General features: G+C 72.2%; 29 protein-coding genes. 14 read left to right on the top strand and 15 right to left on the bottom strand.

The features are described 5' to 3' along the window. Positions 1-54 precede the first annotated feature (54 nt). Positions 55-1,071, top strand: coding sequence for a DNA-directed RNA polymerase subunit alpha (locus JI751_RS14700; protein ID WP_129474471.1), 1,017 nt, complete (start codon positions 55-57; stop codon positions 1,069-1,071). 90 nt (positions 1,072-1,161) lie between these two features. After that, positions 1,162-1,779: a 50S ribosomal protein L17 gene (gene rplQ, locus JI751_RS14695; protein ID WP_201938272.1), complete on the top strand. Its 618-nt coding sequence runs from the start codon at positions 1,162-1,164 to the stop codon at positions 1,777-1,779. 107 nt (positions 1,780-1,886) lie between these two features. Here the strand turns inward: rplQ and JI751_RS14690 are convergent, their stop codons facing one another. The 6 genes from JI751_RS14690 to JI751_RS14665 all read right to left on the bottom strand — a co-directional run bounded on the left by JI751_RS14690 (position 1,887) and on the right by JI751_RS14665 (position 5,505). Then, the gene (locus JI751_RS14690) at positions 1,887-2,843 is read right to left on the bottom strand and encodes a ketopantoate reductase family protein (RefSeq protein ID WP_201938270.1); all 957 of its coding nucleotides are present in this window, start codon (positions 2,841-2,843) and stop codon (positions 1,887-1,889) included. A 14-nt stretch (positions 2,844-2,857) separates the two neighbouring features. Next, a complete protein-coding gene (locus JI751_RS14685; RefSeq protein ID WP_201938268.1) occupies positions 2,858-3,457 on the bottom strand; it encodes a dihydrofolate reductase family protein in 600 nt (199 codons plus the stop codon). Then, on the bottom strand, positions 3,454-4,026 hold the full coding sequence (locus JI751_RS14680) for a TIGR03086 family metal-binding protein (RefSeq protein WP_201938266.1): 573 nt from the start codon (positions 4,024-4,026) through the stop codon (positions 3,454-3,456). Before JI751_RS14680 ends, JI751_RS14685 begins: the two co-directional genes overlap by 4 nt. Beyond that, a complete protein-coding gene (locus JI751_RS14675; RefSeq protein ID WP_236666267.1) occupies positions 4,026-4,535 on the bottom strand; it encodes an SRPBCC domain-containing protein in 510 nt (169 codons plus the stop codon). The genes JI751_RS14680 and JI751_RS14675 overlap by 1 nt, the downstream gene beginning before the upstream one ends. Further along, entirely contained in the window at positions 4,532-4,906 is a 375-nt protein-coding gene (locus JI751_RS14670) for an ArsR/SmtB family transcription factor (RefSeq protein ID WP_201938265.1), read from the bottom strand. The genes JI751_RS14675 and JI751_RS14670 overlap by 4 nt, the downstream gene beginning before the upstream one ends. A gap of 80 nt (positions 4,907-4,986) precedes the next feature. After that, the gene (locus JI751_RS14665; protein ID WP_201938263.1) at positions 4,987-5,505 is read right to left on the bottom strand and encodes a hypothetical protein; all 519 of its coding nucleotides are present in this window, start codon (positions 5,503-5,505) and stop codon (positions 4,987-4,989) included. A 134-nt stretch (positions 5,506-5,639) separates the two neighbouring features. On the opposite strand from JI751_RS14665, the gene truA reads away from it, so the two are divergent. Further along, entirely contained in the window at positions 5,640-6,476 is an 837-nt protein-coding gene (gene truA, locus JI751_RS14660; RefSeq protein ID WP_201938261.1) for a tRNA pseudouridine(38-40) synthase TruA, read from the top strand. Next, the gene (locus JI751_RS14655; protein WP_201938259.1) at positions 6,469-7,074 is read left to right on the top strand and encodes a class I SAM-dependent methyltransferase; all 606 of its coding nucleotides are present in this window, start codon (positions 6,469-6,471) and stop codon (positions 7,072-7,074) included. The genes truA and JI751_RS14655 overlap by 8 nt, the downstream gene beginning before the upstream one ends. On the opposite strand, the gene JI751_RS14650 is transcribed toward JI751_RS14655, so the two are convergent. From JI751_RS14650 to JI751_RS14640, 3 genes are read right to left on the bottom strand one after another with little or no spacing between them, the layout of a single operon-like run. After that, a complete protein-coding gene (locus JI751_RS14650; RefSeq protein ID WP_201938257.1) occupies positions 7,071-7,994 on the bottom strand; it encodes a phosphotransferase in 924 nt (307 codons plus the stop codon). The two genes, JI751_RS14655 and JI751_RS14650, sit on opposite strands and share 4 nt — an antisense overlap. Positions 7,995-8,038: 44 nt before the next feature. Further along, positions 8,039-8,749, bottom strand: a complete 711-nt coding sequence (locus tag JI751_RS14645; protein ID WP_307814257.1) for a class E sortase — start codon at positions 8,747-8,749, stop codon at positions 8,039-8,041. Between the two features lie 19 nt (positions 8,750-8,768). Further along, complete coding sequence (locus tag JI751_RS14640) at positions 8,769-10,010, bottom strand: cytochrome P450 (RefSeq protein ID WP_201938250.1); 1,242 nt, start codon at positions 10,008-10,010, stop codon at positions 8,769-8,771. 113 nt (positions 10,011-10,123) lie between these two features. Between JI751_RS14640 and mgrA the strand changes: the two genes are divergently transcribed. From mgrA to JI751_RS14615, 5 genes are read left to right on the top strand one after another with little or no spacing between them, the layout of a single operon-like run. After that, positions 10,124-11,176, top strand: a complete 1,053-nt coding sequence (gene mgrA, locus JI751_RS14635) for an L-glyceraldehyde 3-phosphate reductase (RefSeq protein ID WP_201938248.1) — start codon at positions 10,124-10,126, stop codon at positions 11,174-11,176. Beyond that, on the top strand, positions 11,173-12,534 hold the full coding sequence (locus JI751_RS14630) for an FAD-dependent oxidoreductase (RefSeq protein ID WP_201938246.1): 1,362 nt from the start codon (positions 11,173-11,175) through the stop codon (positions 12,532-12,534). Before mgrA ends, JI751_RS14630 begins: the two co-directional genes overlap by 4 nt. A 32-nt stretch (positions 12,535-12,566) precedes the next feature. Further along, complete coding sequence (locus JI751_RS14625; RefSeq protein WP_201938245.1) at positions 12,567-13,304, top strand: N-acetyltransferase; 738 nt, start codon at positions 12,567-12,569, stop codon at positions 13,302-13,304. Positions 13,305-13,346: 42 nt separating this feature from the next. Further along, on the top strand, positions 13,347-13,862 hold the full coding sequence (locus JI751_RS14620; protein ID WP_201938243.1) for a SigE family RNA polymerase sigma factor: 516 nt from the start codon (positions 13,347-13,349) through the stop codon (positions 13,860-13,862). After that, positions 13,855-14,874 carry a hypothetical protein gene (locus JI751_RS14615; RefSeq protein ID WP_201938241.1) on the top strand — a complete coding sequence of 340 codons (1,020 nt, stop codon included), beginning with the start codon at positions 13,855-13,857 and terminating at the stop codon, positions 14,872-14,874. Before JI751_RS14620 ends, JI751_RS14615 begins: the two co-directional genes overlap by 8 nt. Here the strand turns inward: JI751_RS14615 and JI751_RS14610 are convergent, their stop codons facing one another. Next, positions 14,875-16,134, bottom strand: a complete 1,260-nt coding sequence (locus tag JI751_RS14610) for an Nramp family divalent metal transporter (RefSeq protein WP_201938239.1) — start codon at positions 16,132-16,134, stop codon at positions 14,875-14,877. Between the two features lie 46 nt (positions 16,135-16,180). Continuing rightward, a complete protein-coding gene (locus JI751_RS14605) occupies positions 16,181-16,834 on the bottom strand; it encodes a class I SAM-dependent methyltransferase (RefSeq protein ID WP_201938237.1) in 654 nt (217 codons plus the stop codon). A 76-nt stretch (positions 16,835-16,910) separates the two neighbouring features. Here JI751_RS14605 and JI751_RS14600 point away from each other — a divergent pair, with 76 nt between their 5' ends. From JI751_RS14600 to JI751_RS14580, 5 genes are all read left to right on the top strand, one after another. Next, positions 16,911-18,593, top strand: coding sequence for an ABC-F family ATP-binding cassette domain-containing protein (locus tag JI751_RS14600; protein ID WP_201938236.1), 1,683 nt, complete (start codon positions 16,911-16,913; stop codon positions 18,591-18,593). Further along, positions 18,590-19,609: a GNAT family N-acetyltransferase gene (locus tag JI751_RS14595; protein WP_201938234.1), complete on the top strand. Its 1,020-nt coding sequence runs from the start codon at positions 18,590-18,592 to the stop codon at positions 19,607-19,609. Before JI751_RS14600 ends, JI751_RS14595 begins: the two co-directional genes overlap by 4 nt. Next, positions 19,609-20,121 carry a GNAT family N-acetyltransferase gene (locus JI751_RS14590; RefSeq protein WP_201938232.1) on the top strand — a complete coding sequence of 171 codons (513 nt, stop codon included), beginning with the start codon at positions 19,609-19,611 and terminating at the stop codon, positions 20,119-20,121. Before JI751_RS14595 ends, JI751_RS14590 begins: the two co-directional genes overlap by 1 nt. Before the next feature lie 111 nt (positions 20,122-20,232). Continuing rightward, entirely contained in the window at positions 20,233-20,745 is a 513-nt protein-coding gene (locus tag JI751_RS14585; protein ID WP_201938230.1) for a hypothetical protein, read from the top strand. A gap of 98 nt (positions 20,746-20,843) precedes the next feature. Then, positions 20,844-21,590 carry an LLM class flavin-dependent oxidoreductase gene (locus tag JI751_RS14580; protein ID WP_201938228.1) on the top strand — a complete coding sequence of 249 codons (747 nt, stop codon included), beginning with the start codon at positions 20,844-20,846 and terminating at the stop codon, positions 21,588-21,590. On the opposite strand, the gene JI751_RS14575 is transcribed toward JI751_RS14580, so the two are convergent. From JI751_RS14575 to JI751_RS14560, 4 genes are all read right to left on the bottom strand, one after another. Further along, entirely contained in the window at positions 21,587-22,825 is a 1,239-nt protein-coding gene (locus JI751_RS14575) for a WD40 repeat domain-containing protein (RefSeq protein WP_201938226.1), read from the bottom strand. The two genes, JI751_RS14580 and JI751_RS14575, sit on opposite strands and share 4 nt — an antisense overlap. Before the next feature lie 121 nt (positions 22,826-22,946). After that, entirely contained in the window at positions 22,947-24,098 is a 1,152-nt protein-coding gene (locus JI751_RS14570) for an acyl-CoA dehydrogenase family protein (RefSeq protein ID WP_201938224.1), read from the bottom strand. After that, positions 24,098-25,237 carry an acyl-CoA dehydrogenase family protein gene (locus tag JI751_RS14565; protein WP_201938216.1) on the bottom strand — a complete coding sequence of 380 codons (1,140 nt, stop codon included), beginning with the start codon at positions 25,235-25,237 and terminating at the stop codon, positions 24,098-24,100. The genes JI751_RS14570 and JI751_RS14565 overlap by 1 nt, the downstream gene beginning before the upstream one ends. 10 nt (positions 25,238-25,247) lie before the next feature. Then, positions 25,248-26,399, bottom strand: coding sequence for an acyl-CoA dehydrogenase family protein (locus JI751_RS14560; protein ID WP_201938206.1), 1,152 nt, complete (start codon positions 26,397-26,399; stop codon positions 25,248-25,250). Positions 26,400-26,454: the final 55 nt, after the last annotated feature.

Here is a 26,454-nt window from a genome sequence, read left to right as displayed (position 1 = left end):
AACCTCATGTTCGGATCCCTCAAATAGCGGTCGGATCCGGAAAGGAAGAACTCCGTGCTCATTGCTCAGCGCCCGACCCTCACGGAAGAGACCGTCGACGAGTTCCGCTCGCGGTTCGTCATCGAGCCCCTCGAGCCCGGCTTCGGCTACACGCTCGGCAACTCGCTGCGTCGTACGCTCCTCAGCTCGATCCCGGGTGCGTCGGTCACCAGCATCAAGGTCGACTCCGTCCTCCACGAGTTCTCGACCATCGAGGGCGTCACCGAGGACATGACCGAGATCATCCTCAACCTCAAGGGCATCGTCGTCTCCTCGGAGCACGACGAGCCCGTCGTGATGTACCTCCGCAAGTCCGGTGCCGGTGACGTCACCGCCGCCGACATCACGCCGCCCGCCGGCGTGGAGGTCCACAACCCCGAGCTCAAGATCGCCACGCTGTCCGACAAGGGCAAGCTGGAGATGGAGCTCGTCGTCGAGCGTGGCCGCGGCTACGTCTCGTCGGTCCAGAACAAGGGCGCGGACAACGAGATCGGCCGCATGCCGGTCGACTCGATCTACAGCCCGGTCATGAAGGTGACCTACAAGGTCGAGGCCACCCGAGTCGAGCAGCGCACCGACTTCGACAAGCTCGTCATCGACGTCGAGACCAAGCAGTCGATCCGTCCCCGCGACGCGATCGCCTCGGCCGGCAAGACGCTCGTCGAGCTGTTCGGCCTGGCCCGTGAGCTCAACGTCGAGGCCGAGGGCATCGACATCGGCCCGTCGCCCGTCGACGAGCAGCTCGCTGCCGACCTGGCCCTTCCGGTCGAGGACCTGCAGCTCACGGTCCGCTCCTACAACTGCCTCAAGCGCGAGGGCATCCACACCGTGGGTGAGCTCATCTCGCGCTCGGAGCAGGACCTGCTCGACATCCGCAACTTCGGCGCCAAGTCCATCGACGAGGTGAAGGCCAAGCTCGTCGAGATGGGCCTCTCGCTCAAGGACAGCGCGCCCGGCTTCGACCCGCACGCCGCCCTCGCCGCCTACGGCGACGATGACGACGACGCGTTCATCGAGGACGAGCAGCTCTGAACTGACCTCACGGTCTACTCCAAACCGACCGGCTCCCCGTCGGTCGTCTACCCGGGTACCTGACACGGCCCGAGAGAAAGAAGGCACACCATGCCCAAGCCCAAGAAGGGCCCCCGCCTCGGCGGTAGCCCGGCCCACCAGCGCCTGATGCTGTCGAACCTGGCCACGGCCCTGTTCGAGCACGGCCGGATCACCACCACCGAGACCCGTGCGCGCCTGCTGCGCCCGGTCGCGGAGAAGCTGATCACCAAGGCCAAGCGCGGCGACCTGCACAACCGTCGTGAGGTCCTCAAGACCATCCACGACAAGTCGGTCGTGCACACGCTGTTCACCGAGATCGCCCCGACCTTCTCGGAGCGCCCCGGTGGCTACACCCGCATCACCAAGGTCGGTCCCCGCAAGGGCGACAACGCCCCCATGGCGGTCATCGAGCTGGTGACCGAGGCCTACAGCCCGAAGGCTCCGTCGACCAAGAAGACCGAGAAGGCCGCTGCTCCGGCGCCGGCTGCCCCGGTCGAGGCCGAGGAGACCGAGGACGCCACGGCCGAGACGGCTGCCGAGGAGCACGAGGCCGCCGCCGCCGAGCACGAGGCCGCTGCCGCCGAGCACGAGGCTGCTGCCGAGGAGCACGAGGCTGCTGCCGAGGAGCACGAGGCTGCCGCTGAGGCTGCTGACGCCGAGGAGACCGAGGACGAGGCCAAGGCCTGATCCACGCCTTCACGCAGAGGCCCGTCACCCCGCTGGGGTGGCGGGCCTCTGGCGTTCCCCGCCGGCCCATCTCGGCGCTCGAAGGTGGCTCCGCCACCGCTGGAGGGTCAGAGGGAGGCGAGGACCGGGGCGGCGTCGAGGCTGCGAGGGGCGGCGCCGGCGTACGCCAGCGAGCGGGTGGCGGCGACGACGGCCTCGTTGACGGGCGTGGGTACGCCGTGGAGGCGGCCCAGCAGGACGATCTCGCCGGCGAGGTAGTCGATCTCCGAGTCGCCCGTGCCGCGCGCCAGGCTCTGCCAGGTCGAGCCGCCACCGCGCTCGAGGTCGGGACGCCGCTGCAGGATGTCGCCGCGCCGGGCCCGGTCGTCCTCCGCGCTGACGTAGGAGAGGCCGGCGATGGTCAGCGCCTGCTCGCCCTCGGCCTGCGCACGCTCGGCGAGTGCGTCGGCGGCCTCGCCCCGGGCGAAGGAGGCGTCGACGCCGTTGCCGAGGTTCATCAGGAGCTTGCGTCGCTTCCACGCCATGATGTCGTCGCGCTCGACCGAGGCGATGCCCGCGACGGCGAGGTCGGCTGCCACCGCGGCCGTGGTCGCGTCGGTCCCGCCGGGGATCCGCCCGATGTCGAGGATCGCCGGGGTGGGGTGGCAGCCGGCGATGACGACGCCGGGCTCGAGGTGCGTCGACGGCAGCATCACGCAGACGGCATAGGTCCGCGCGAAGAGGCGCAGCGCCGCGATCTCGGTCGCGACGCCGTTGGTCGCGCAGACGATCGCGGTGCCGGCGGGCGCGTGCTCGCGCAGGTCGGCGAGCGCGACCGCGGCCTGGTGGGACTTCACCGCGAGGATCACGACGGTGTCGTCGGACCACTCGACGTCGGCTGCCGTGTCGGTCGCGGGGGCGTCGATCGTGTGGCGGCCGTCGCCGGCGTCGAGGACCAGCCCGCGGGAGCGGATCGCGGCGAGGTGTGCGCCTCGGGCGACGAGGGTCACGGGGAGCCCCGCGAGGTGGAGGCGACCACCGATGACCCCACCGACAGCCCCGGCGCCGTAGACCACGTACTTCATGCTGCGACCCTAGGTCACCTGCGCACGCGGAAACGGAGGTGCAGCACCCGGTCGCCCTGGATGACGACGTGGGGGTCGTCGAGCAGCACCTCGGTGTCGTGGGGTCCGAAGAAGCGCTTGCCGGCGCCGAGCACGACCGGCGCCACGTCCATCGCCACCTCGTCGACGAGGCCGAGGCTGAGCGCCTGGCCCCCGACGTCGCCGGCCGCCAGCGCGACCACCCGGTCGCCGGCGAGCTCGCGAGCCTTCGCGATCGCGGCGGCGACGTCGTCGACGAAGTGGTAGGACGCCTCCGGGTGCCAGCCCTCGGGCCTGGGCCGGTGGGACACCACCACCACGTGGTCGCCGGTCGGTGGCCGGCCCTCCCACCCGTTGGTGAGGTCGAAGAGGCGGCGACCGATCACCATGCACCCGATCGCGTCCCACACCGGTCGCACGTAGTCGTACGACGTCTGCGAGACCCGCAGCCCGCCCGGCTCGGGATCGGCCATGTCCTGCGCGGAGAGGGACCGGTCGCCGTTGAAGTACCAGTCGAAGATTGGGCCGGGGTCGTCGTCGGGGCGGGCGACGAACCCGTCGAGCGACACGACGTTGTGCAGCACCACGGTGCTCATCGGGGACCGCCGGGCCGCCACGCGGGGTCGCGGCCGACGAACCCCATCAGCCGGTCGACCACGGGTGCGTCGTCGGAGACCGGGACGGCGGGTCCGTACTGTCCCGAGTCGCGCAGCATCTGCTCGATCGGCTGCATGCCGGCGAGCATCTGGCCCGCGAACTCCTCGTCGAGCCGTGGCGACTGGCCGGTGGCGCGGGCCAGGTCCCAGGAGTGCATGAAGACGTCGGAGATGTAGAACTGGTCGACCGCGCGGGCGAGCGGGTGCGGACCGACGTAGGGGTGGACGAACTCCTCGTCACCGCGCTCGTCGAGCAGGGCCTGTACGCCGTCGGCGTGGTGCTGCCACGCGGCCTGCGGGTCGTCCGCGACCGACGGGCCGGGCGGGAGCTCGACGCCTCCGGCGGACAGGAAGCCGCGGAACCAGGAGACCAGGTGGTCGACGACGTCGCGGGCGGCCCAGCCCTCGACGGGTGCGGGGGCCGACCAGTCGGTCGTCTGCCCGACCAGCCGGGCGAACTCCCCGGCCACCACCTCGTGCCTGGCGGCCGGTGCCTCGGGGAGGGCCATCAGACGGTGCCCTCGCCGAGCATGCGGTCGAGCTTGGCGTAGCCCTCGTGGATCCCGACCTCCATGCCGCTGGCGAGCATGCCGTCACGCGCCTCGAAGGAGTCGCAGATCGAGAACCCGTGGAGGCGGGTACGGCCGTCGCCGAGGTCCTCGAGCGTCAGGGTCTCCAGGGCCACGGCCTCCGGCATGCCCTCCCACGTGAAGGTCTGGATGATCTTGTCCTCGCCGACGTAGGGGAAGGTGCCGCGGAAGGCGTACTCCTCCTCGCCGCGCCGCGAGACGTAGCGGTAGGCGCCGTTGGTGCGGCACGACCACTCGTCGATGCTGGTGGTGAGCGAGTCGGGGCCGATCCACTGCGCGAAGAGGTCGGCGTCGGTGTGCGCGCGCATCACCTGGGCCACGGTCGCCTCGAAGTCACGCCAGATGTGGACCGCCGGCACGTGCTCGTCGGCGAGGATCGCGGCCTCGGGGAAGCGGGTGCTGGTGTCGGGGCTCTGCATGGTGGTCATGATGCGGTTCCTTCCTGCTGCTGGGTCGTTGCGGTCGGGGCGGTGCTGTCGTCGTCCTGCATCCGCGCGAGCACGGCGTCGAGACGCGCGAAGCGCTCCTCGGCCTGTCGGCGGTAGCGCTCGATCCACTTGGTCATCAGGTCGAACACCTCGGCTTCCAGGTGCACCGGTCGGCGCTGCGCCTCGCGGGTCCTGCTCACCAGGCCGGCGTCCTCGAGCACCTTGAGGTGCTTCGAGACGGCCTGGAGGCTCACGTCGTAGGGCGCGGCCAGGTCGTTGACGGTGTGGTCGGCCTCGGTGAGGCGCGCCACCATGTCGCGACGGGTCGGGTCCGCCAACGCGGCGAAGACTCGGGAGAGCTGGTCGGCCATCTGACACCTTCTTCAACTGATTGGTTGAATGAAGGTACGACGGCCCGACCCAGTTGTCAACCAACTGGTTGAACAGTGGCTCAGCCCCGCGGCGCGAGCACTCTCCGCGACTCGGCCTTGCCGCACTCGGCGACGCCCGAGGAGTACGACAGCGGCACCGTGGCGTAGTACGTGGCCCCGCGGGCGACCTTGACCCGCAGCCGACCGCCGAAGCTCGTGCTGCCGCCGAAGACCTTGAAGTCCTTGTTGGGGCGCACCCGGAACAGCGCGATGCGCGCACGTTGCGCACAGGGTCCGACCGGGGAGCTGACCTGCACCTGGAGCCGCTGCTTGCCGGCCAGCCACTTCAGGGCGACCTTGCGGGACGCGACCGGGCAGCCCGTCGAGGTGCTGGCCGCGACCGTCGGACAGCCGTCCCGGGTGTCGTCGAGCCCGTCGCCGTCGGTGTCGACCAGCGCGGTGCGCAGGGTCGCCGGCAGGGTCGTCGGCTCGGTCGTCGGCTGGGCCGCGGATGCCGTCACGGGTGGCGCGACGACGTACGCCGCCGGCAGCAGTGCGGCTGCGACAGCCAGCGCGAGCGCTCGAGCGATGGTCGACATGACCACACAAGGGTAGGCCCGGACGGGCCTTCTGCACACGTGTCCGAGAGATCGCCCTTCGCCGCGGGTGCGAAGGGCCACTTCGCGGACACGTGTCCGAGCACGTGGAATGGACCGCGCCCTAGGATCGCTGCGTGCGCCTGCGGATCGACTGTGCCTACGACGGCGCCGACTTCTCCGGGTGGGCGGCGCAGCCCACGCTGCGCACCGTGCAGGGGACGCTCGAGGACGCCCTCGCCACTGCCCTGCGGATCCCTCGGGTGCGGGTGACCGTCGCAGGTCGCACCGACTCGGGCGTCCACGCCCGCGGGCAGGTCGCGCACGTCGACGTCGAGCCCGAGGTGGTGACGTCGTCGGCCGGTCGCTCGAGCGACCCGCCGCTCGACGCGCTGGCCCGTCGGGTCGACGGGATCCTGCCGCCCGACCTGCGCGTACGCCGGATCAGCGAGGCGCCCGAAGGGTTCGACGCCCGCTTCTCCGCGATCTGGCGGCGCTACGCCTACCGGATCGCCGACGCGCAGGAGCTCGCCGACCCGCTCGTGCGCGGGCACGTGCTGACGTGGCCGCGCCGGCTCGACCTCGACGCGATGAACGCCGCGTCGGCGCCGCTCGTGGGGCTTCAGGACTTCGCCGCGTTCTGCAAGCAGCGCGAGGGGGCGACGACGGTGCGCACCCTGCTCGACCTCACGTGGACCCGCGACGAGGCCGGGCTGGTCGTCGGGTCCGTTCGTGCCGACGCCTTCTGCCACAACATGGTGCGGGCGCTCGTCGGCAGCCTGATCGCCGTCGGCGAGGGGCGGCAGCCGACCACCTGGCCCGCCGAGGTGATGGCCGGACGCCGCCGCGACGCCGGCGTGCGCGTCGTACACGCGCACGGGCTGACCCTCGAGGAGGTCGGCTACCCCGACGACGCCGAGCTGGCCGCGCAGTCCGAGCGGGCACGAGCGAAGAGAGAGGCGATCGATGCCTGAGCCCACCGAGCACTACTTCTCCGCCGACCCGAGCGTGCCGTTCGAGCGGGAGCGCTTCACCGCCGAGCTGTGGGGCCACGAGCTGGCCTTCGACACCGGCTCCGGCGTCTTCAGCCGCGGGCACCTCGACCACGCGACAGCCGTGCTGTTCCGCGAGCTCGAGCCGCCGGTGCAGGGGCAGTTCCTCGACCTCGGCTGCGGGTACGGCGTCATCGGGCTCGCGCTCGCCGCGGCCGTGCCGCTCGCCAACGTCACCGGGGTCGAGGTGAACGAACGCGCGATCCTGCTCGCCAACGACAACGCCCGCGCCGCAGGGCTCGACGGGCGCTTCGTGGCCTGCCTGCCGGAACAGGTGCCGAGCAACCAGGTCTTCGACGAGATCTGGTCGAACCCGCCGATCCGCATCGGCAAGGAGGCGCTGCACGACCTCTTACTCACCTGGCTCCCGCGCCTCGCCACGGGCGGCCGGATGGTGATGGTGGTCGGCAAGAACCTCGGCGCCGACTCCCTCCAGCGCTGGCTCGGCGAGCAGGGCTGGCCGACGCAGCGGCTCGCGAGCCACAAGGGCTTCCGGGTGCTGGAGACCCGCCGCGCCTAGGGCTTCCCGTCGAGGAACATCTTCAGCCGTACGTGGGTGCGGTCGGGCTCCTGCGGGAGCGCGCCGTTGATCGCGCGGCAGACCCAGCCGAGGCGCATCGCGATCGCGGCCGCCTCGCGCAGGTGGGCGACGGTGGTGCCGCAGTGGGCGGCGTACGGCGTGAGGTAGGCCGTCAGGTGGGGGCCGAGGTCCTCGGAGTCCTCGACGTCGTCGAGGCCCCAGGAGATGACGCCCTCCAGCGTGACGGCGAGGGTGAAGAACGGGTGCGAGACGCAGGCGTCGCCCCAGTCGAGGACCTGGTGGACGCCGTCGCCGAGGAACACCTGGCCGTCGTGGAGGTCGTCGTGCTGCACCGTCTCCCGGATGCCGTACGACGCCAGCCGGGCGCACAGCTCCTCGATGTCCGACGCCGGGGGCAGGCGCCGATCGGCGTCGGGGAGCGCCGCCACCAGGTCGGCGTACGCACCGGGGAGCGTCGCCAGCCGGCAGTCCGGCAGGCCGAGCGCGAGGAGCTCGTCGACGATGTCCTCGCAGGCGATCTGGACGCGGGCGTAGGCACCGAGCACGTCGTGCCAGCGCTCCAGGCTGAGCTCCTCCTCGACCACCTCCCGCAGCCGACGGCCGCCGTCGGCGAGCAGCATCCAGCCCGTGGCGGGGTCGCGCACCAGTGGCGCGGGGACGCGACCGGCCGAGCGCGCGGCGACGAGGTCGAGCACGGCGGCCTCGTGGACCATCGTGTCGTCGTTGGCCTTGAACCACACCGTCCCGGCGTCGGTCGGGACCCGCATCACGGTCGACCAGTCGGTGACGTGCGGCTGCTCCACCTCGCCGGTGCGCGTGCGGCCGAGCCCGGCGAGCCGGTCGTCGATCCACGCGTGGCTGCGCTCGACGAAGTCCGGCTCGGTCCACCTGTCCTGCATGGCGCGCATCCAACCCCGCGGCGGGTCGCGCGGGCAACCGGGAATCAGGCGGGGCGGGTGGCGACGAGCACGCCGATCTTGTCGATGCGGTGCTCGGGGTTGTCGAACTCGTCGGACCAGTAGTTGCCGTTGGCGTGGTCCTCGAGCGTCGCGCACGTCGACAGCGTGATCATCGGCTCGGTCGCCTCCTCGCCGATGCGGCCCGGCACCGGCGCCCGCTGGGCGCGCAGGGACTGCGGCTGACGGAAGGACGTCCAGCGGGTGCGCCGGACCTCGTAGACGAAGACCGTGTCGCCGCTGCGCACCAGGATCCGGTCGCCGTTGCGCAGGGACGGCGAGCTGCGCAGGGGAGCGGTGCCGGTGAGCCGGTGCCCGGTGACGATGTAGTTGCCGACCTCGCCCGGCCCGACGCCACCCCGAGCACCGCGCGGGGAGGCCATCTCGCCGGCGTTCTGGAGCGCGGTGCCGGGTGCGTCGTCCGGCGAGCCGGGGTAGCGCACGACCGGGAAGTCCTCCAGCCCGATCGCCGGGATGGTGACGAACGAGCGCTTGGGCTCGGGGGACGGCTCGGGGGTGGGCGTCTGCGTCTCGGTGGGCGTGGGCGTGGGCGCGGGGGTGGGCGTCGGCGTTGCCGTGGTCGTCGTACGCCGTTCGGCGGGGGACGGCGACGAGGTGGAGCGCCGCGGGTCGTCCGCCGCGCAGGCGGACGTCAGCGCGACTGCTGCCGCGGCGAGGACGAGCGACCGGCGTACCACCCGTTCGAGCGTACGTCCGTCATCCCAGCCGGACCGGGAGCGCCTCGACGCCGTGGACGATGGCGAGCTCGGTGAACCGCAGGTCCGCCGGGTCGCCCGCGAGGGACAGGTCGGGGAAGCGCTGCGCGAGCCCGACGAGCGCCGTGCGCAGCTCCATCCGGGCCAGCTCGGCCCCGACGCAGCGGTGCAGCCCGTGCCCGAAGGCGAGGATGCCGGCCGCCGCGGTGGTGGGGTCGAAGTGGGCGGCGTCGACGTGGCGGGCGGGGTCGCGCCCGGCGCCGGTGAGGGACACCACGACGACGTCGCCGGCCCGGACGGCCTGGTCGCCGACGACGAGGTCGCGCCGGGCGACGCGGGGGAAGGCGACCTGCACCGGGCAGACGAAGCGGAGCAGCTCCTCGACGACCTGGTCGACCTCGACGGGCTCGCCTCGCTGGAGGGTCTTCCAGGCCGACGGGTGCCGGAGCAGCACCCACGTGCCGAGCGACAGCATGCTCGCGCTCGTCTCGTAGCCGCCGAGGAAGACGCCGTCGGCGAGGCCGCCGAGCTCGACGTCGTCGAAGTCGTCGCCGTGCTCGGCGACCATCCGTGCCATCAGGCCGTCGGGCAGGCGCGGCGACCGGCGCTCGGACGCCACCAGATCGATGAGGAACTGCCGGGTCCCGGCCGCGGTGTCGAAGATGCCGGCACTGCCGTCCTTCAGGTCGAAGCGAGCGGCCCCGCGCTGCCGGAACTCGAGCCGGTCGACCTCCGGCATGCCGAGCAGGTCGCAGATCACGCCGAAGGGCACGGCGAAGCCGAACCTCTCCACCAGGTCGACCTCGGGTCCGTGCGCCTCCATGTCGTCGAGCGCGGCCGCCACGACCCGGTCGACGTCGGCCTGGAGGTCGCTCAGGCGACGGCGGGTGAAGTACGGCGTCAGCACCCGGCGCAGCCGTTCGTGGTCGGGCGGATCGGTCATCCCGAGTCCGCCGATGCGCTCGGCCGGGGCCCGGTCCTGCCGCCCGATCAGGTGGCGCACGTCGTTGGCGAAGGAGTCCGCGTCGGCCAGCACGGCCCGGGCGACGTCGTACCCCGTGACGAGCCAGACGCGGGTCCCGAACAGGTTGAGGAGGCGTACGACGTCGCCGCGCGCGCGGCTCTCCTCGAGCCGTCGCACCGGGTCGACGCCGTCGCGCTGGAGGGGGAAGCGGAGGTGTGCCGGCAGGCGCCGTGACGCGGTCGAGACCGCCAGCTTGAGGGCCGTGCCGCGCAGGGACATGCTCCCAGTGCACTCCTCGGGGCCGGGATTCGCCATCAGGTATGGCCCTCACCCGTCCCGGGGACACCCCCGAGGGCGACCTGCGGTGCGGGCGCAGGCGGCAGGATGGGGCCATGGCCTACGAAGCAGCGTCCAGCAGGTACGACGACTCGACCGGGATGACCTACCGCTACACGGGGCGGAGCGGGCTGAAGCTGCCCGCGCTCTCGCTCGGGCTGTGGCAGAACTTCGGCACCGACCGGCCCGAGGAGACGCAGCGTGCGATCCTGCGCCGCGCCTTCGACCGGGGTGTCACGCACTTCGACCTCGCCAACAACTACGGGCCGCCCTACGGCCGCGCCGAGGAGAACTTCGGGCGCTACCTCGCCGACGACTTCTTGCCCTACCGCGACGAGCTGGTGATCTCGACCAAGGCCGGCTACGACATGTGGCCCGGGCCCTACGGCCAGGGTGGCGGGTCGCGGAAGTACGTCCTCGCCTCGCTCGACCAGTCGCTGGCGCGGATGGGGCTCGACTACGTCGACATCTTCTACAGCCACCGCTTCGACGCCGAGACGCCGGTCGAGGAGACGATGATGGCGCTCGACACGGCCGTCCGGTCCGGTCGCGCGCTCTACGTCGGCATCTCGTCGTACTCCGCGGCGAAGACGAGGGAGGCGGCCGAGATCGCCCGCGACCTCGGCACGCCGCTGCTGATCCACCAGCCGTCCTACAACCTGCTCAACCGCTGGATCGAGGAGCCGCAGGACGGCGGCCCGAGCCTGCTCGACGAGCTCGAGGCGCAGGGGATGGGCTGCATCGTCTTCACCGCGCTCGCCCAGGGGCTGCTGACCGACCGCTACCTCGACGGGGTGCCGGCGGACTCGCGGGCGGCACGCGACGGCTCCACGATCGCCGGGCTGGAGGACGACGTGCTCGCGCGCGTGCGGGCCCTCAACGGCGTCGCCGAGCGACGCGGGCAGAAGCTCGCCCAGCTCGCGCTCCAGTGGGTGCTGCGCGACGAACGGGTGACCAGTGCCGTGATCGGGGCCTCGAGCGTCGAGCAGCTCGACACGAACCTCGACGCCCTCTCCGGCCCGCAGCTCACCGACGACGAGCTCGCCGAGATCGAGCGCTACGCCACCGAGTCCGACGTCAACCTCTGGGCGAAGCAGACCGAGGAGTGAAGGTCGTCGTCGTCGGGGCCGACGCCGCCGGCATGTCGGCCGCCCACCAGGCGCTGCGGACGGCGAGGCGCACGGGCCGCGAGCTCGCGATCACCGTCCTCGACAAGGGCACGCACACCTCCTACAGCGCGTGCGGCATCCCCTACCTGATGGCGGGCGACGTCGACTCCGCCGACGACCTGGTCGCGCGCTCGGCCGACGCCCACCGCGAGTCGGGCATCGACCTGCGGATGTCGACCGAGGTGGTCTCCGCGGACCTCGCCGCCAGGACCGTCACGACGAGTGACGGGGAGGCGGTGGAGTACGACGAGCTGGTGGTCGCCACCGGCGCCCCGGCCGTCGTGCCCGAATGGGCGCTGCGATCCGACGGAACGACGTACGACGGCGTGGGTGCGGTGAAGACGCTCGACGACGCGGCTGAGTGGATCTCCCGCTTCGAGGGCGCTCCCGAGGGCGCGCACGTGGTCGTCGTCGGGGCCGGCTACGTCGGGGTCGAGGTCGCAGAAGCCGCACTGCGCCAGGGTTTCGGCGTCACCGTGCTCACCCGCACCCGCGGGATGTCCGTGCTCGAGGAGGAGATGTCGGAGCGGGTCAACGTCGGCCTCGTCGAGGCCGGCGTCGAGATGGTGCTCGGCGCGGAGGTCACCGGCCTGGAGCTCGACGGCGAGCGGGTGACCGGCGTGCACTGGGACGGTGGCACGCGGGACGCCGACCTCGTCGTGGTCGCGATCGGCGTCCGTCCGGCCACGGGTTTCCTGGAGGGGACCGGCCTCGAGCTGACCGAGGGCGGCGCGCTGCGCCCCGATCCGCACGGTCGCGTGGCCGACCACGTGTGGGCCGCGGGGGACTGCTGCGAGGTGCGTCGGCGGCTCGACCACGAGTGGGTCTTCCGGCCCCTCGGCACGCACGCCAACAAGCACGGCCGCGCGCTCGGCGACAGCCTGGCCGGCGGCTCGCTGGCCTTCGACGGGATGACCGACACCTCGATCACCCGCTTCTCCTACGGCGACGTGCACCTCGAGATCGCGCGCACCGGGCTGTCCCGCGCGGAGGCCGGGGCGGCGGGCCACGACCCCGTCGCGCTGGTCACCGAGGGCTCGACGGCCAGCGGCTACATGCCCGAGGCCGAGCCGATCGCCCTGTGGGTGATGGCCGACCGCACGACCCGGCGGCTGCTCGGCGTGCAGGTCGTGGGCGGCCACGGCGCCGGCAAGCGCATCGACGCGGCCGCGGCCGTGCTCTGGGCCGGCGGCACGGTCGACGACCTGGCGTGGATGGACCTCGCCTACGCCCCGCCCTTCGCGACGGCGTGGGAGATCCTCCAGGTCGCCGCGCGGCGGGTGGCCGAGCGGCTCTGAAATCGGTTGCTCGCGCGAGGACGATGAGAGGCATGGACCTCGAGATCGTCACCCTCGCCGAGCGACCGCAGCCGTGGGACGTCTTCTGGGACATGGAGACGTCCTGGCCGGAGTTCATGAAGCACGACCCGATCGGCAACTCCTACTACTCCTGCCTCGAGGAGTACTTCATGGAGTGCGTGCTGATCGCCCTCGACCCGACCGGCCGCATCGTCGCGAAGGCGTTCTCCGCGCCCTTCACCCTCCCCGACGGCGACCTGCCCGACGCCGGCTGGGACTTCGCGATGCGCAGCGCCCTCCTGACGCGGATCTGGGGCGACACCCCCAACGCGATCACCGCGGCCGAGATAGCGATCGAGCCGGCCCGGCAGGGCACCCGTCTCTCCAGCGTGATGCTCGCCGCGCTGCGCGACAACGCGGGCCGGCTCGGCTACTCCGAGCTGCTCGCGCCCGTGCGGCCCAACGGCAAGACGGACCCGCACGAGCCGATGGCGGCGTACGCCTTCCGCACCCGCGACGACGGCCTGCCCGTCGACCCGTGGCTGCGCGTGCACGTGCGCGCCGGCGGCACGATCGACCGGGTCGCACACCGGTCGATGTGCATCCCCGGCACCGTCGAGGAGTGGCGCGAGTGGACCGGGCTGCCCTTCGACACGACCGGCCCCGTCGTCGTACCGGGGGCGCTGTCGCCGGTGATGTGCGACGCCGAGCACGGCACGGCGACCTACGTCGAGCCCAACGTCTGGATCCGGCACCCCACGGGAATCTGACACTGTCTGCAACGCGACGCCTCCGACCGGCGTTGGTAGTGCATGACGACGATGGCCGAGGCCGGGAGGACCCGCGTGCAGGTGCCCGACTTCGACAGCTGGGTGGCGGCCCGGGGGCCGTCTCTGCTGCGGCTGGCGTACGTCCTCACCGGCAACGCCGTCGACGCCGAGGACGTCGTGCAGGACGCGCTCTCGCGGGCGCTGCCGCGTTGGTCGCGGATCTCGACGGTCGACGACCCCGACGCCTACGTCCGCCGCATGGTCGTCAACGCGCACATCTCGGGATGGCGACGCTTCCGGCGGCGCGAGGTGCCGGTGGAGGTCGTCCGCGACCGTGCCGCTGCGCCGGGCACGGCCACGGAGGAGCGGGACCGGCTCTGGCGTGTGTGCCAGTCGCTGCCGCCGGACCAACGGACCGCGGTGGTGCTGCGGTTCTACGAAGACCTGGACTACGCCGAGATCGCCGCCCTCACCGGCGTCCGTGAGGGGAGCGTGCGCTCGCGCGTGTCCCGCGGGATCGCGGCCATGCGACACGAGCTGGGAGACGACGATGAGTGACCTCGAGACGCGACTGCGCGACACCCTCACCGAGCGTGCCGGCGCGGCGCCGGACGCCATCGGTCTCGCGGCCGGCGCACGCCGGCGGCTGCGGCGACGTCGTACGACCTGGGCCGTGGTGACTGCTGCGGTCGTGGCCGCGGCGGTGCCGCTCGGCCTCACTCAGCTCGCGCCCTCGCCGGACCGCACGGATCGCGTCGCCGACACCCCGACCGCGACCTCCGGCCTGCCGGACAGCGTGATCGAGACGGGCTACCGAGCCGAGTCGTGGCACGACGTCACCTTCGAGGTGCCGGTGGACTGGGGCTACGGGAGCCCCATGGCGTGGTGCGCCGGTGACGCAAACACTCCGCAGCCGGTGCTCCAGCGCCCGGGCACCTTGTCGCCCACCATCGCGTGCACGCCGACGAGCGGCTATGGCGTCACCTTCGGGTCACTGATCGCTGCCTCGTTCAACCCGTCGCATTCGAGCGGGGCCGTGTGGGAGTACGACGGCGCGGGCGGCGACGCCGCGACGTACCCGGAGGGTGCGTGGCTCGGGGTGTGGTTCGACGACGACGTCATCGTCACGGTCGCGACGCCGGACCGGGCCGCGACGCGTCGGATCGTCGACTCTATCGAGACCTTTACCGGAGCCGACCCCAACCGCTGCCCGGCCACGCTCGGCGAGGCCGAGGCCGCACGTGGGAGCGAGCCCTTCGACACCTTCTCCATCTGCCGCTACGGCCCCGACGAGCAGCTGGAGGCGAGTCGGAAGCTCATCGGTGTCGAGGGCCGTGCCGCCCAGGACACGATCTTCTCCTCACCACGGCGTACGGGCGACTACGACTGCCCGACGGAGGACGACCTGTCGCGCACCGCGCTGCTGTCCGGCGGGGGATACGTCGCCACTGCCGTCACCGGGGCGTCGTGCCCGGGGTGGAACGGGCTGTTCATGTCCGGTGTCGTCCGTGACCTCACCCCAGAGGCCCAGCGGCACCTCGACCTGTCGCAGCGCCCGGTCGAGGAGTGATCAGGCGCCCGCGACGGCCTTGCGCACCTCGTTGACGCAGAGGGCGAGGAAGGCCAGCGCGCAGAGCACCATCAGCACGTTGGAGTGGAGCTTGTTGCGCCACTCGGCCGGGGTGCGGTCGGTGTTGAGCAGCCAGAGCAGGGTGACGGCCAGGAACGGCATGAAGAACGCGCCGAGCACGCCGTAGGCGAGGATCAGCCAGACCGGCTTGCCGAGGAACAGCATCGCCATCGGCGGGAAGGTCAGCCAGAGGATGTAGGCGCGGTACCACGTGCCACCCGCGCGGGCCTCGTCGTCGTCGCTGTGGCCGCCGCGGACGTTGGTCATGAAGTCGGCGAACATCAGGCTGACGCCGTTCCAGACGCCGACCAGCGAGGACATCGCGGCCGCCCAGAAGCCGAGCAGGAAGAGCTTGCCGGCCCACTGCCCGTAGCGGTCCTGGAGCACGACGCCGAGGTCGAGCAGTCCCGCGTCGCCGCTCTCGATCGCGACGCTCGTGGAGTAGAGCAGCTCGGCGCCGACGACCAGCGTGGCGAGCACGAAGATGCCGGTGACGACGTAGGCGACGGTGTTGTCGATGCGCATCACGCGCATGTAGGCGGGCGTGCTCCAGCCCTTCTCGCGCAGCCAGTAGCCGTACGCCGCGAGGGTGATGGTGCCGCCCACGCCGCCCGCGAGGGCGAGGGTGTTGACCAGGCCGCCGTCGGGGATCCGCGGGGCGAGGCCGGTGAGGAGCTCGCCCAGGTTGGGCAGGGTGAGCAGGGCCGCGCCGACCATGGTGACGAACATGATGCCGACGAGGGCCGCGAGCACCTTCTCGAAGACCGAGTAGCGCCCCGTCCACACCAGGACCAGGCCGATCAGGCCGGACGCGATGCCCCACCAGGTGGTGGAGAGGCCGCCGAACAGGCCTTGCAGGGCGAGCCCGGTGCCGGCCATCGCGGCGGCGCCGTAGACGAAGCCCCAGATCACGATGTAGGGCGCGAAGTACCACGTGGTCCACGCGCCCAGGGAGCGCCAGCCCTCGAAGATGGTCTTCCCGGTGGAGAGCGAGTAGCGACCGGCGCCCTCGACGAGCACGATCTTCATGATGCAGCCGACGACCACGCACCACAGCAGCGTGTAGCCGAACTTCTGGCCCGCGATGAGCGTCGCGACGAGGTCGGCCGCACCCACACCGGTGGCCGCGACGACGAGTCCGGGCCCGATGATCTTCCAGCGCGGGACGGTGGTCTGCTCTGCCGAGGTGGAGGTCGCCATGCCCGTCACCCTAGGCATGGACTAGACCAGTTGTCGCGCTCCGGTCTCAGCGGCGGCGGGTGAGGAACGTCAGCCAGTGGCTCTCCTCGGAGTCCTCCGCGGCGTGGCGCCACTCGAGGCCGAGGCCGACGTCCTCGAGCAGGTCGCAGAGGTCCGGCTCGCGCCACAGGACGGTGAAGTAGGGGTTGCCGGAGTCGCCGACCTCCCACTGCTCGCCGTCGCCCACGCGGACGGAGAACAGGAACGCGCCGCCGGGCCGCAGGGCTCGCGCGACCCGACCCAGCAGGGCGGGCAGCTGCTCGCGCTCGACGTGCTGGAGCACGGCCAGCGCCAGCACGGCGTCGTACGGACCACCGAGGTCGTCGGTGGTGACGTCGAGCCGCTCGACCACCTTGCCCCGTGCGGCCTGGAGGTCGATGAACGCCTGGGTGACGTCGGTCCGGCGGACGGTGACGCCCTGCGTCTCGAGGAAGTCGGCGTCCCACCCGGGCCCGGAGCCCACCTCGAGCGCCGTGCCGCCGGCGGGGATCTCGGCGGCCAGGAGCCGCAGCGACTCGCCGCTGAAGTCGCCGGGGCCGTCGGGACCGGGTGCGGTGTCGTCGGCGTAGTCCCGGGCGATGCGCTCGTAGGAGCCGACCGTGCGCTGGTTGGCGGAGGTCGTGGCGTCGCCGGGCTCGGGGATCGCCTGGCGCGGAGTCATGGTCCGACCCTAGCCAGCGCGGTCGGCGCGCAATTGAGGTGACGCCCCCGTCGGCGGCAGTGGACAATCCTCTCTCGTGGGTCACGTGGATGTCGCCGGAGTGCGTTACGAGCTGCCGGACGGGCGGGTGCTGCTCGACGACGTGAGCTTCCGCGTCGGCGACGGCCAGAAGGTCGCCCTCGTCGGCGCCAACGGGGCCGGCAAGACCACGCTCCTGCGCATCATCACCGGCGACCTCGCGCCGCACGCCGGCGTCGTGACCCGCTCCGGCGGCCTCGGCGTGATGCGGCAGTTCGTCGGCCACGGCGGTGGCGACGAGACGGTCCACGACCTGCTGCTCAGCGTCGCGCCGCCGCGGGTGCGGGAGGCCGCCGCGGCCGTCGACGCCGTCGAGCTCGAGCTGATGGACACCGACGACGAGCGCACCCAGATGGCCTACGCCTCCGCGCTGTCCGACTACGCCGACGCCGGCGGGTACGACGTCGAGGTCACGTGGGACGTGTGCACGACCGCGTCGATGGGGCTTCCCTTCGACCGCGCCCGGCACCGGCCGCTCAGCACGCTGTCGGGCGGCGAGCAGAAGCGGCTCGTGCTCGAGTACCTCCTGCGCGGGCCCGACCAGGTGCTGCTCCTCGACGAGCCGGACAACTACCTCGACGTCCCCGGCAAGATCTGGCTCGAGGGCCGGATCCGCGAGTCGGCCAAGACGATCCTCTTCATCAGCCACGACCGCGAGCTGCTCGACAACACCGCGACGCGCATCGTGACCGTCGAGCTCGGCAGCGCGGGCAACTTCGTGTGGACCCACGCGGGCGGCTTCGCGAGCTATCACGACGCCCGCGCCGACCGGTTCGAGCGCTTCGAGGAGATGCGACGCCGCTGGGACGAGGAGCACGCGAAGCTCAAGGCGCTGGTCCTGCGCTACAAGATCAAGGCGGAGTACAACGACGGCCTAGCCTCGCAGTACAAGGCCGCGCAGACCCGCCTCCGCAAGTTCGAGGAGGTCGGCCCGCCCGTCGAGCAGCCGCGCGACCAGCAGGTCACGATGCGGCTCAAGGGCGGTCGTACGGGCAAGCGCGCCGTCGTCTGCACCGACCTCGAGCTGAGCGGGCTGATGAAGCCCTTCGACCTCGAGGTCTGGTACGGCGAGCGCGTGGCCGTCCTCGGCTCCAACGGGTCCGGCAAGTCGCACTTCCTGCGGCTCCTCGCGGCCGGCGGCAGCGACCCCGACATCGAGCACCAGCCGGTCGGTGACACCCCTCCGAAGGCGGTGCCGCACACCGGCAAGGCCAAGCTCGGCGCACGCGTGCGGCCCGGCTGGTTCGTCCAGACCCACGAGCACCCCGAGCTCCGCGGCCGGACCCTGCTGGAGATCCTGCACCGCGGGGACGACCACCGCGACGGCATGGGGCGCGAGGCGGCGAGCCGGGTGCTCGACCGCTACGAGCTCGCGCACGCCGGCGAGCAGAAGTTCGAGTCGCTGAGCGGCGGCCAGCAGGCGCGGTTCCAGATCCTGCTGCTGGAGCTGTCCGGCGCGACGCTGCTGCTCCTCGACGAGCCGACCGACAACCTCGACGTGCAGTCCGCCGAGGCGCTGGAGGCCGGGCTCGAGGCGTTCGAGGGCACGGTGCTCGCGGTCACCCACGACCGCTGGTTCGCCCGCGGCTTCGACCGGTTCCTGGTCTACGGCGCCGACGGCGAGGTCTACGAGTCGGACGGACCCGTGTGGGACGAGGGCCGAGTGGTCCGGGCCCGATGAGTCGGGAGATCGTCGACCTCGATGCGTTCGACTCCGTCGCCTTCGAGGCGTGGCACCGCGCCTACCTCCGCGCGCAGGCCGCGCTCGGCGACGCGGCGACACCGTGGATGCTCGAGGAGCTGCGGGCGGTGATGCAGCACGGCGGGTCGACCGCCTGGTCGGGAGGCTGGTCGGCCGTCGAGGACGGCGTCACCGTCGGCGCCGGCTTCCTGCGTACGCCGCTCCTCGACAACCTCGAGCTCGCCGAGCTCGACGTCCACGTCGACCCCGACCACCAGCGGGGAGGGGTCGGCGCGGCCCTGCTCGCACGCCTCGAGGACGAGGCGCGGCGGCGCGGACGCACCGTGCTCACGGGGCTCGTCGGGTGGCGGTGGGACCACGGCCCGCTGGGTGACGGTGCGGCGGGGCCGCTCTTCGCCGCGGCGCACGGCTACTCCCTGGCACTCACCGAGGTGCAGCGCGAGCTCGCGCTGCCGGTCGACGAGGCCGTGCTGGCGCGGCTCGCCGACGAGGCGGCGCTCGCGCACGAGGGCTACGAGCTCAGGTCCTGGTCGGGCCCGGTGCCCGACGAGCTCCTGCAGGGGTGGGCCGAGCTGACCTCCGCTCTCGCGACCGAGGCACCGACCGGCGACCTCGAGCTCGAGCCGGAGGCGGTCGACCTCGGCGCCGTGCGCGAGCGGGAGGCCACGCTGGCCCGGCAGGGCCGCACGAAGTACAACACCGTCGCGCTGTCGCCGGACGGCGACGTCGTGGCCTACTCCGACCTCGCGACCACCGTCCACGACCCGGGCCGCGCCTACCAGTGGGGGACGCTCGTCCTCCGCGAGCACCGCGGCCACCGGCTCGGCGTGGCGGTGAAGGCCGCCAACCTCCGGCTGCTGCAGCGCGAGCGTCCCGACGTGCTGCGGCTGACGACCTACAACGCCGAGGTGAACTCCCACATGATCGCGGTCAACGAGGCCCTCGGCTTCCGCCCCGTCGCCTGGCTGGGCGACTTCCAGAAGAAGGTGTCGTGATGTCCGCGCCCGAGCTGGTCCGCGTCGGTCCCGACGAGTGGGAGACCTTCCGCGACGTGCGCCTGGCCTCGCTCGCCGACGCGCCCGGCGCCTTCGGGGCGCTCCACGCCGACTGGGTGGACGCGTCCGAGCAGCGCTGGCGCTCGCGGCTGACCGACGTGCCCTTCACGATCGTCGCGACGAGTGACGGCCGCGGCGTGGGCGTCGTCTCGGGTGCGCAGTCCGACGACCACGTGGAGCTGATCTCGATGTGGGTGGCTCCCGACCACCGCGGCACCGGCCTCGCGGGACGCCTCATCTCCTCGGTCGCGGACTGGGCGTCCACGCAGGGCCACGACACGTTCCTGATGGTGCGCGACGACAACGCCCGCGCGATCACGGCCTACGAGAAGGCAGGCTTCGTCGACCTCGGGGTGCCGGAGGACTGGCCCGTCGACGCGCTCCGCGAGCGGCGGATGCGGCGTTCTGGCAGAGACCGTCGGACGGACCCCCGTGTGTCAGGTGTCTCTTGACGGAGACGGCGGACCTTCTGCGATCTGAGCGCCTGTGTCGACAGCGACGAGCCACTTACCTTCAGGGGACCGAACGGTCAGTGTGACCGGCGTCACCTCCAGGAGATCCGCATGATCAAGCGCGCTACCGCATGTCTCGCCACGACAGTCGTCATCGTCCTCGGCCTCGCAGTCGTCGACTCGCCCGCCCAGGCCGCTCCGAAGGCCTCCAGCAACGGCGTCAACGCGAAGTCGTGCGGATCCAGCGACCCCAACGACGTCCAGGTCAACAAGAAGACCGACACGGTCACCGTCATCGGCGACACGAGCACGGCGGGGAACAACTTCTACTGCTACACCGACATCTCCGTCGTTGCCGGCGACACCGTCACCTTCGACTTCGTCGGCACCTGCGGCGGCGGCGCGCCCCGGGTCTACCTCCAGCTCGACGACAACAACTCCGCGGGCGAGAACACGTTCGACGCGGGCGCGTGCACGATGAACGCGGACGGCACCGGAGGTTCGGTCACCTACACGATCCAGAAGAGCGGCACCGTCACGGCGTTCGCCATGATCCACGACCGGGACAACGGTCAGACGACCTACCGCAACCTCGTCATCGCAGGTACTCGGATCAACTTCTGACCCCTAGGCACGACACGGGCCGACGGGACGTCATACGGACAGGGCAACCGTTTGCCCCGTCCGTATGACGTCCTGATTCCAGGCGGCATGATCGAGGCATGACCGCTCGCCGTGGACTCTTCCTCGCCCCCTTCGACGCCCTGGCCGACCCACGGGTGGTGGGCGACCTCGCCGCCGAGGCCGAGACGGCCGGGTGGGAGGGGTTCTTCGTGTGGGACCACCTCCAGTACGGCGACCGGGTGGCGGAGATCGCGGACGTCTGGACCTGCTGCGCGGCCGTCGCGATGCGGACCGAGCGGATGGTCTTCGGGCCGATGGTGACGCCGCTGGCCCGACGACGACCGCAGGTGCTCGCGCGGCAGGCGGCGAGCCTGGCGGTGCTGTCGGGGGAGCGGTTCGTGCTCGGGCTCGGCCTGGGCGACGACTGGGTCGGCGAGTTCAGCGACTACGGCGACGAGGCCGACCCGAAGGCGCGCGCCCGCCTGCTCGACGACGGGCTCGAGGCCCTGACCGGCTACCTCGGTGGCGGGTTCCAGCCGGCCCCGCGGGTGCCGATCTGGATGGCCGGCCGGTTCCCCAACCGGGCGCCGTTGCGCCGGGCGGCCCGCTACGACGGCTTCTTCGTCATCGGGCTCGACGGCCCCGACGACCTCGACCGGGTGCTCGGTGACCTCGCGACCCACGAGCCGGCGACGGGCTTCGACGTGGTCGTCGACCTCCAGCCGGGGCAGGACCCCGCACCCTGGCTCGACCGAGGCGCCTCGTGGGTGCTGACCCGCGTCGGTCCCTACGACCTCGACCTGGATGCCGTACGACGTCTGGTCGCCGCGGGTCCGACGCCCTAGGTCCGGCGCCCGACGACGCGTCGGGTCGTCCGCAGGACCAGCCAGAGGACGAACCACGCCACCAGTCCGGCGACCACCGCTGCGCCGATGCGCAGCGGCCACGGCCAGGGACCCCGGTCGACACCACCGGGATCGACCACCTCCAGCCGGCCTCCGGCGTCTGCGGCCAGCTGGAACCGCCCGACGCCGTAGGACCCGAGGTCGTCCAGCCGCATCAACGTGCGGGGTTCCGAGCCGTCGAGCGGCACGCTCGACAGCGTGGCCGCGTCCGAGGTCTCGTCGTCGAGCAGCATGACGACCTCGTCGTCGCCGTTCCAGGCGAGCACGCGGCCCGGGGCGGCCACGGGGAGGGGGAGCGGCTCGGGCGCGGCGTCCCCACCCGACACGTCGACGAACGCCAGCCCGGTCGGGGTGCCCGGGTCGTCCACCCCGGGCATCGCCGCCGACGCATCGACGGTGGTGATCGCCAGCAGCCGGCCGTCGGGGGACCAGGCCGTCGGGCCGGCGAGCACGCCGTCCGGGGTGAGCTCGTCCACGGTGCCCGCGGAGTCGACGACGGTGATGCCGGATCCGTCGCTCCCGACGTGCTCGACGGCGATGGAGCCGGTCGAGGAGAAGGCCACTGCGGTGGCGTCCTCCACCCTCATCGTCGCCGTGCGCCCGCGCGCCAGGTCCAGGACGCCGACCGTGCCGGTGATCCGCCCACCCGAGTAGGGGTTGGTCGGCTCGTCGGACAGCAGCATCGCGAGCGATCCGCTCCCGGCGTTGAACGCGACCGGTACGACGCTGCGGCCCAGCGGGAGGTCGTACGTCGTGGTGTCGCCGGTGGTCAGGTCGACGACCGCCACGTCGGGGTCGGCGATGTCGTGGTCACCGACGGCGACGTACCTCCCGTCCGGCGACAGCAGCATCGGCGCCGGGTCGCCCTGGGTCTCGGCGCCCGCGCGTCCCTCGGCTTCGTCGACGCGGCGGTAGCGGTCGCCGCCCGCGCCGAGCACGACCGCCTGGGGGAAGTCCATGAGCTCGACGCCGAAGCCGTGCTGGAACAGCGCGACCGCGGGACCGGGAGGCGACGACGAGACGCTGCCGGTGACGTAGGAGTAGTCGGCCAGCTCCGCCGGCACGGCGTACGTCCCCGCCTCCGGCGCCGGACGCTCGTGCCCGCTCCCCATCGTGAACGTGAGCCCGGCCGCGCAGAGGCCGAGGACCAGAGGCACCCCCGCTGGCATGCGCATGGCGTGACTCTAACGACGTTGTGCGGTGGCTGTGGTGCGGCTGGCGCGTCACAGCCACCGCACTGTCGTCGGAGTCCCCGCTCAGGCGGGGGCTCCGACAAGGACGGCGCCGACGAGTGGCTCAGCCGAAGGCGCTGATCCCCGTCTCGGCGCGGCCGATCAGCAGCTTCTGGATCTGCGAGGTGCCCTCGTAGAGCGTCATCACGCGGGCGTCGCGGAGGTACTTCGCGACCGGGAAGTCGTCGACGTAGCCCGACCCGCCGTGGACCTGGATCGCGTTGTTGGCGGCCCGCACCGCGGCCTCGGAGGCGAAGAGCTTGGCCTTGGACGCGGCCACGCCGTAGGGCTCGCCGCGGTCGATCAGGTCGGCGCACCGCCACGCCAGAAGCCGCGCGGCGTCGGCGTCGAGCGAGATGTCGGCGATCAGGTCCTGGACGAGCTGGAACGACGCGATCGGCTTGCCGAACTGCGTGCGCTCCGTGGCGTAGGCCACTGACGCCTCGAGGCAGCCCTGGACGATCCCGACGCACCCCGAGGCGACCGCGAGCCGGCCCTTGTCGAGGGTGCCCATCGCGATCTTGAAGCCCTGCCCGACCTCGCCGAGGCGCGCGCTGTCCGGCACGCGTACGCCGTCGAGGAACAGCTCGGCCGTCGCCTGGCCGCGCAGCCCGAGCTTGTGCTTGATCTCGCGTGCCTCGAAGCCGGGGGAGTCGGTCGGAACGAGGAACGCCGTCACCCCGCGCGGGCCGTCGTCGCTGGTGCGGGCGAAGACGAGCGCGACATCGGCCCAGGTGCCGTTGGTGATGAAGAGCTTGCGGCCGTCGATCACCCAGTCGGAGCCGTCGCGGACGGCCCGCGAGGTGAGGTTGCCGGCGTCGGACCCGGTGCCGGGCTCGGTGAGCCCGAAGCAGCCGAGCCTGGTCGCGGTGGCGAGTTGCGGAAGCCACTCCTGCTTCTGCTCGTCGGTGCCGTGGAAGAGGATCGACTTGCCGACCAGGCCGCTGCTGACCGACACGATCCCGCGCAGCGCGGAGTCGGCGCGGCCGAGCTCCTCCATGGCGAGGGAGTAGGTCACGTAGTCGCCGCCGACCCCGCCGTGCTCCTCGGGGATCGTCAGGCCGAAGAACCCGATCTCGGCCATCTTCGGCACGATCGCGAGGTCGACCGACTCGTCGTGGTCCCACTGCATCCGGTGGGGGACGGCCTCGCGCTCGAGGAAGTCGCGGGCGAGGTCGCGGAAGGCCTGCTGCTCCTCCGACAGGGAGAGGTCCATCAGACTGCTTCGACGAGCTCGTGGTCGGTGACCCGGGACGCGAGCCGGGTGAGGTGGTGGTGGGCGTTGCCGAGCCACTGGTCGAGGACCTCGAGGTGCGCGGTGCCGACGCCGACGGCGTACTCCGCCGTCATGCCGATGCCGCCGTGCAGCTGGATCGCCTCCTGGCCGATGTGCCGCCCCGCGCGCGCGATCGCCAGCCCCACGCGGTCGGCGGCGTCGGCCACCACCTCGCGGTCGCCGCCCGCGATCGTCATCGTCGCCCACTCGACCATGCTGTGCGCGAGCTCGAGCTCGACGTACATGTCGGCGGCCCGGAAGGTCAGCGCCTGGAAGGTGTTGAGGGTGACGCCGAACTGCTTGCGGCTCTTGAGGTAGTCCGTGGTCGCACGGACCTGGCTCTGCATCACCCCGAGTGCCTGGTTGGCGCCCATGATCCGGGTCAGGTCGCTGATCGTCGCGATGCTCTCCGACAGGTCGCGGCCCGGCTCGCCGAGCGGCGTCGCGGCACTGCCGTCGAAGGTGACGCTGGCCGCGCGGGTCAGGTCGGCAGCCGCGTAGCCGGTGCGGGTGACGGCGTCGGCGGAGACCACGAAGACGCCCGTGCCGCCCTCGTCCGGCAGCGCCGCGGTCACGACGACGTAGTCGGCGGCCTCGCCACCGACCACCGGGTCGGCCACGCCGTCGAGGGTCCATGCGTCGCCGTCGACGGAGGCGCGTACGCCGTCTGCGCGCGAGGCCCAGCGGCCACCGGGCGACGTGTCGGCCGCGGCCAGCACGATCTCGCCGGCGCTCAGCCGGCCCAGCAGGTCGGCCTTCTGCTCGGTCGTCCCGACCGCGGCGACGAGGCCGCCGGCGTGCACGACGCTCGCGAGGTAGGGCTCGGGCGCGAGCACCCGGCCGAGCTCCTGGCACACGATGCCGATCTCGACGGGGCCGGCGCCGACACCGCCGTCGTCCTCGCTGAAGGGCAGCCCGAGCACGCCCATCTCGGCCAGCCGGCCCCACAGGGCGCGGTCGAACCCGTCGTCGGACGCGACGGCCTGCCGGCGCGCCTCGTGGTCGCCGTACGCGTCCTTGAGGAGGCCGCGCACGGCCTCGCGCAGCGCCTGCTGCTCGTCGTCGTAGGTGAAGTCCATCGTCTGCTCCTCAGAGTCCCAGGATCGTGCGGCTGATGATCTGGCGCTGGATCTCGTTGGACCCGCCGTAGATCGACGCCTTGCGGAGGTTGAGGTAGGTCGGGGCAGATCGTCTCGCCCAGCCCTCCTGCGGCGACTCGTCGTCGGCGCGCGCGGCCAGCGACGCGGGTCCGGCGAGGTCGAGCGCCAGCTCGCTCACCGCCTGCTGCAGCACCGTGCCCTTGAGCTTGAGCACGGACGAGGCCGGGTGCGGCGCGCCGTCGGAGGAGTGCGCCGCCACGCGGAGCGCGGTGAGCTCGAGCGCCAGCAGGTCGTTCTCCAGCTCGGCGACGCGGGCGCGGACCAGCGGGTCGTCCATCAGGTCGCCGGCGGTGGCCTTCAGGGTCGCGAGGGCACGCTTCGTGGCCCCGACGGGGGCGACGCCGACGCGCTCGTTGCCGAGGAGGAACTTCGCGATCGTCCAGCCCTCACCGGGCTCGCCGACGAGCAGGTCGCCGGGCACCCGGACGTCGGAGAACCAGACCTCGTTGACCTCGTGACCGCCGTCGATCAGCTCGATCGGCCGCACCTCGACGCCCGGGGTGGTCATGTCGATGAGCAGCATCGAGATGCCAGCCTGCTTCTTCACCTCGGGGTCGGTGCGCACCAGCGTGAAGATCCAGTCGCCGTACTGCCCGAGCGTGGTCCAGGTCTTCTGGCCGTTGACGACCCAGTCGTCGCCGTCGCGCACCGCCGTCGTGCGCAGGCTGGCGAGGTCGGAGCCGGCGTCGGGCTCGGAGAACCCCTGCGACCACCAGATGTCGAGGTTGGCGGTGTCGGGCAGGAACCGCTTCTTCTGCTCCTCGGTGCCGAACTGCGCGAGCACCGGTCCGATCATCGAGGCGTTGAACGCCAGCGGGATCGGCACGCCGGCGCGCTGCATCTCCTCGTGCCACAGGTGGCGCTGCAGGTCGGTCCAGTCCTGGCCGCCCCACTCCGCCGGCCAGTGCGGCACGGCCAGGCCCTCGGCGTTGAGCGCCCGCTGGCTCTCGACGATCTGGTCGCGGGTCAGGTGTCGACCCTCCAGCACGGTGTCGCGGATCTCCTGCGGGACGAGGCGCTGGAAGGCCTCCCGCATGCGGTCGCGGAACTCCGCGTCGGCCGGGCTGAGCTCGAGCTGCATGTGACTCCTTCGCTTCTGGCCAGTGGCCGGCGGACACAGCAGGGCCGGCCGCCCC

This window comes from Nocardioides baculatus, from assembly GCF_016735675.1.
Taxonomy (GTDB): Bacteria; Actinomycetota; Actinomycetes; order Propionibacteriales; family Nocardioidaceae; genus Nocardioides; species Nocardioides baculatus.
The sequence above is the reverse complement of the archived record's forward strand: the minus strand, read 5'-3'. Positions and strand labels throughout refer to the sequence as shown.

Bases quoted from the DNA above. Each gene is read 5' to 3' on its own strand.
- rplQ (WP_201938272.1), top strand. From the start codon at position 1,162: ATGCCCAAGCCCAAGAAGGGCCCCCGCCTCGGCGGTAGCCCGGCCCAC.
- JI751_RS14605 (WP_201938237.1), bottom strand. From the start codon at position 16,834: ATGACTCCGCGCCAGGCGATCCCCGAGCCCGGCGACGCCACGACCTCC.
- JI751_RS14580 (WP_201938228.1), top strand. From the start codon at position 20,844: ATGACCGCTCGCCGTGGACTCTTCCTCGCCCCCTTCGACGCCCTGGCC.
- JI751_RS14620 (WP_201938243.1), top strand. From the start codon at position 13,347: ATGACGACGATGGCCGAGGCCGGGAGGACCCGCGTGCAGGTGCCCGAC.
- JI751_RS14650 (WP_201938257.1), bottom strand. From the start codon at position 7,994: ATGCAGGACAGGTGGACCGAGCCGGACTTCGTCGAGCGCAGCCACGCG.
- JI751_RS14570 (WP_201938224.1), bottom strand. From the start codon at position 24,098: ATGGACCTCTCCCTGTCGGAGGAGCAGCAGGCCTTCCGCGACCTCGCC.
- JI751_RS14625 (WP_201938245.1), top strand. From the start codon at position 12,567: ATGGACCTCGAGATCGTCACCCTCGCCGAGCGACCGCAGCCGTGGGAC.
- JI751_RS14565 (WP_201938216.1), bottom strand. From the start codon at position 25,237: ATGGACTTCACCTACGACGACGAGCAGCAGGCGCTGCGCGAGGCCGTG.
- JI751_RS14585 (WP_201938230.1), top strand. From the start codon at position 20,233: ATGATCAAGCGCGCTACCGCATGTCTCGCCACGACAGTCGTCATCGTC.
- JI751_RS14690 (WP_201938270.1), bottom strand. From the start codon at position 2,843: ATGAAGTACGTGGTCTACGGCGCCGGGGCTGTCGGTGGGGTCATCGGT.
- JI751_RS14560 (WP_201938206.1), bottom strand. From the start codon at position 26,399: ATGCAGCTCGAGCTCAGCCCGGCCGACGCGGAGTTCCGCGACCGCATG.
- JI751_RS14640 (WP_201938250.1), bottom strand. From the start codon at position 10,010: ATGTCCCTGCGCGGCACGGCCCTCAAGCTGGCGGTCTCGACCGCGTCA.
- JI751_RS14675 (WP_236666267.1), bottom strand. From the start codon at position 4,535: ATGACCACCATGCAGAGCCCCGACACCAGCACCCGCTTCCCCGAGGCC.
- JI751_RS14615 (WP_201938241.1), top strand. From the start codon at position 13,855: ATGAGTGACCTCGAGACGCGACTGCGCGACACCCTCACCGAGCGTGCC.
- JI751_RS14590 (WP_201938232.1), top strand. From the start codon at position 19,609: ATGTCCGCGCCCGAGCTGGTCCGCGTCGGTCCCGACGAGTGGGAGACC.
- JI751_RS14575 (WP_201938226.1), bottom strand. From the start codon at position 22,825: ATGCGCATGCCAGCGGGGGTGCCTCTGGTCCTCGGCCTCTGCGCGGCC.
- JI751_RS14665 (WP_201938263.1), bottom strand. From the start codon at position 5,505: ATGTCGACCATCGCTCGAGCGCTCGCGCTGGCTGTCGCAGCCGCACTG.
- mgrA (WP_201938248.1), top strand. From the start codon at position 10,124: ATGGCCTACGAAGCAGCGTCCAGCAGGTACGACGACTCGACCGGGATG.
- JI751_RS14655 (WP_201938259.1), top strand. From the start codon at position 6,469: ATGCCTGAGCCCACCGAGCACTACTTCTCCGCCGACCCGAGCGTGCCG.
- JI751_RS14670 (WP_201938265.1), bottom strand. From the start codon at position 4,906: ATGGCCGACCAGCTCTCCCGAGTCTTCGCCGCGTTGGCGGACCCGACC.
- JI751_RS14680 (WP_201938266.1), bottom strand. From the start codon at position 4,026: ATGGCCCTCCCCGAGGCACCGGCCGCCAGGCACGAGGTGGTGGCCGGG.
- JI751_RS14610 (WP_201938239.1), bottom strand. From the start codon at position 16,134: ATGGCGACCTCCACCTCGGCAGAGCAGACCACCGTCCCGCGCTGGAAG.
- JI751_RS14685 (WP_201938268.1), bottom strand. From the start codon at position 3,457: ATGAGCACCGTGGTGCTGCACAACGTCGTGTCGCTCGACGGGTTCGTC.
- JI751_RS14595 (WP_201938234.1), top strand. From the start codon at position 18,590: ATGAGTCGGGAGATCGTCGACCTCGATGCGTTCGACTCCGTCGCCTTC.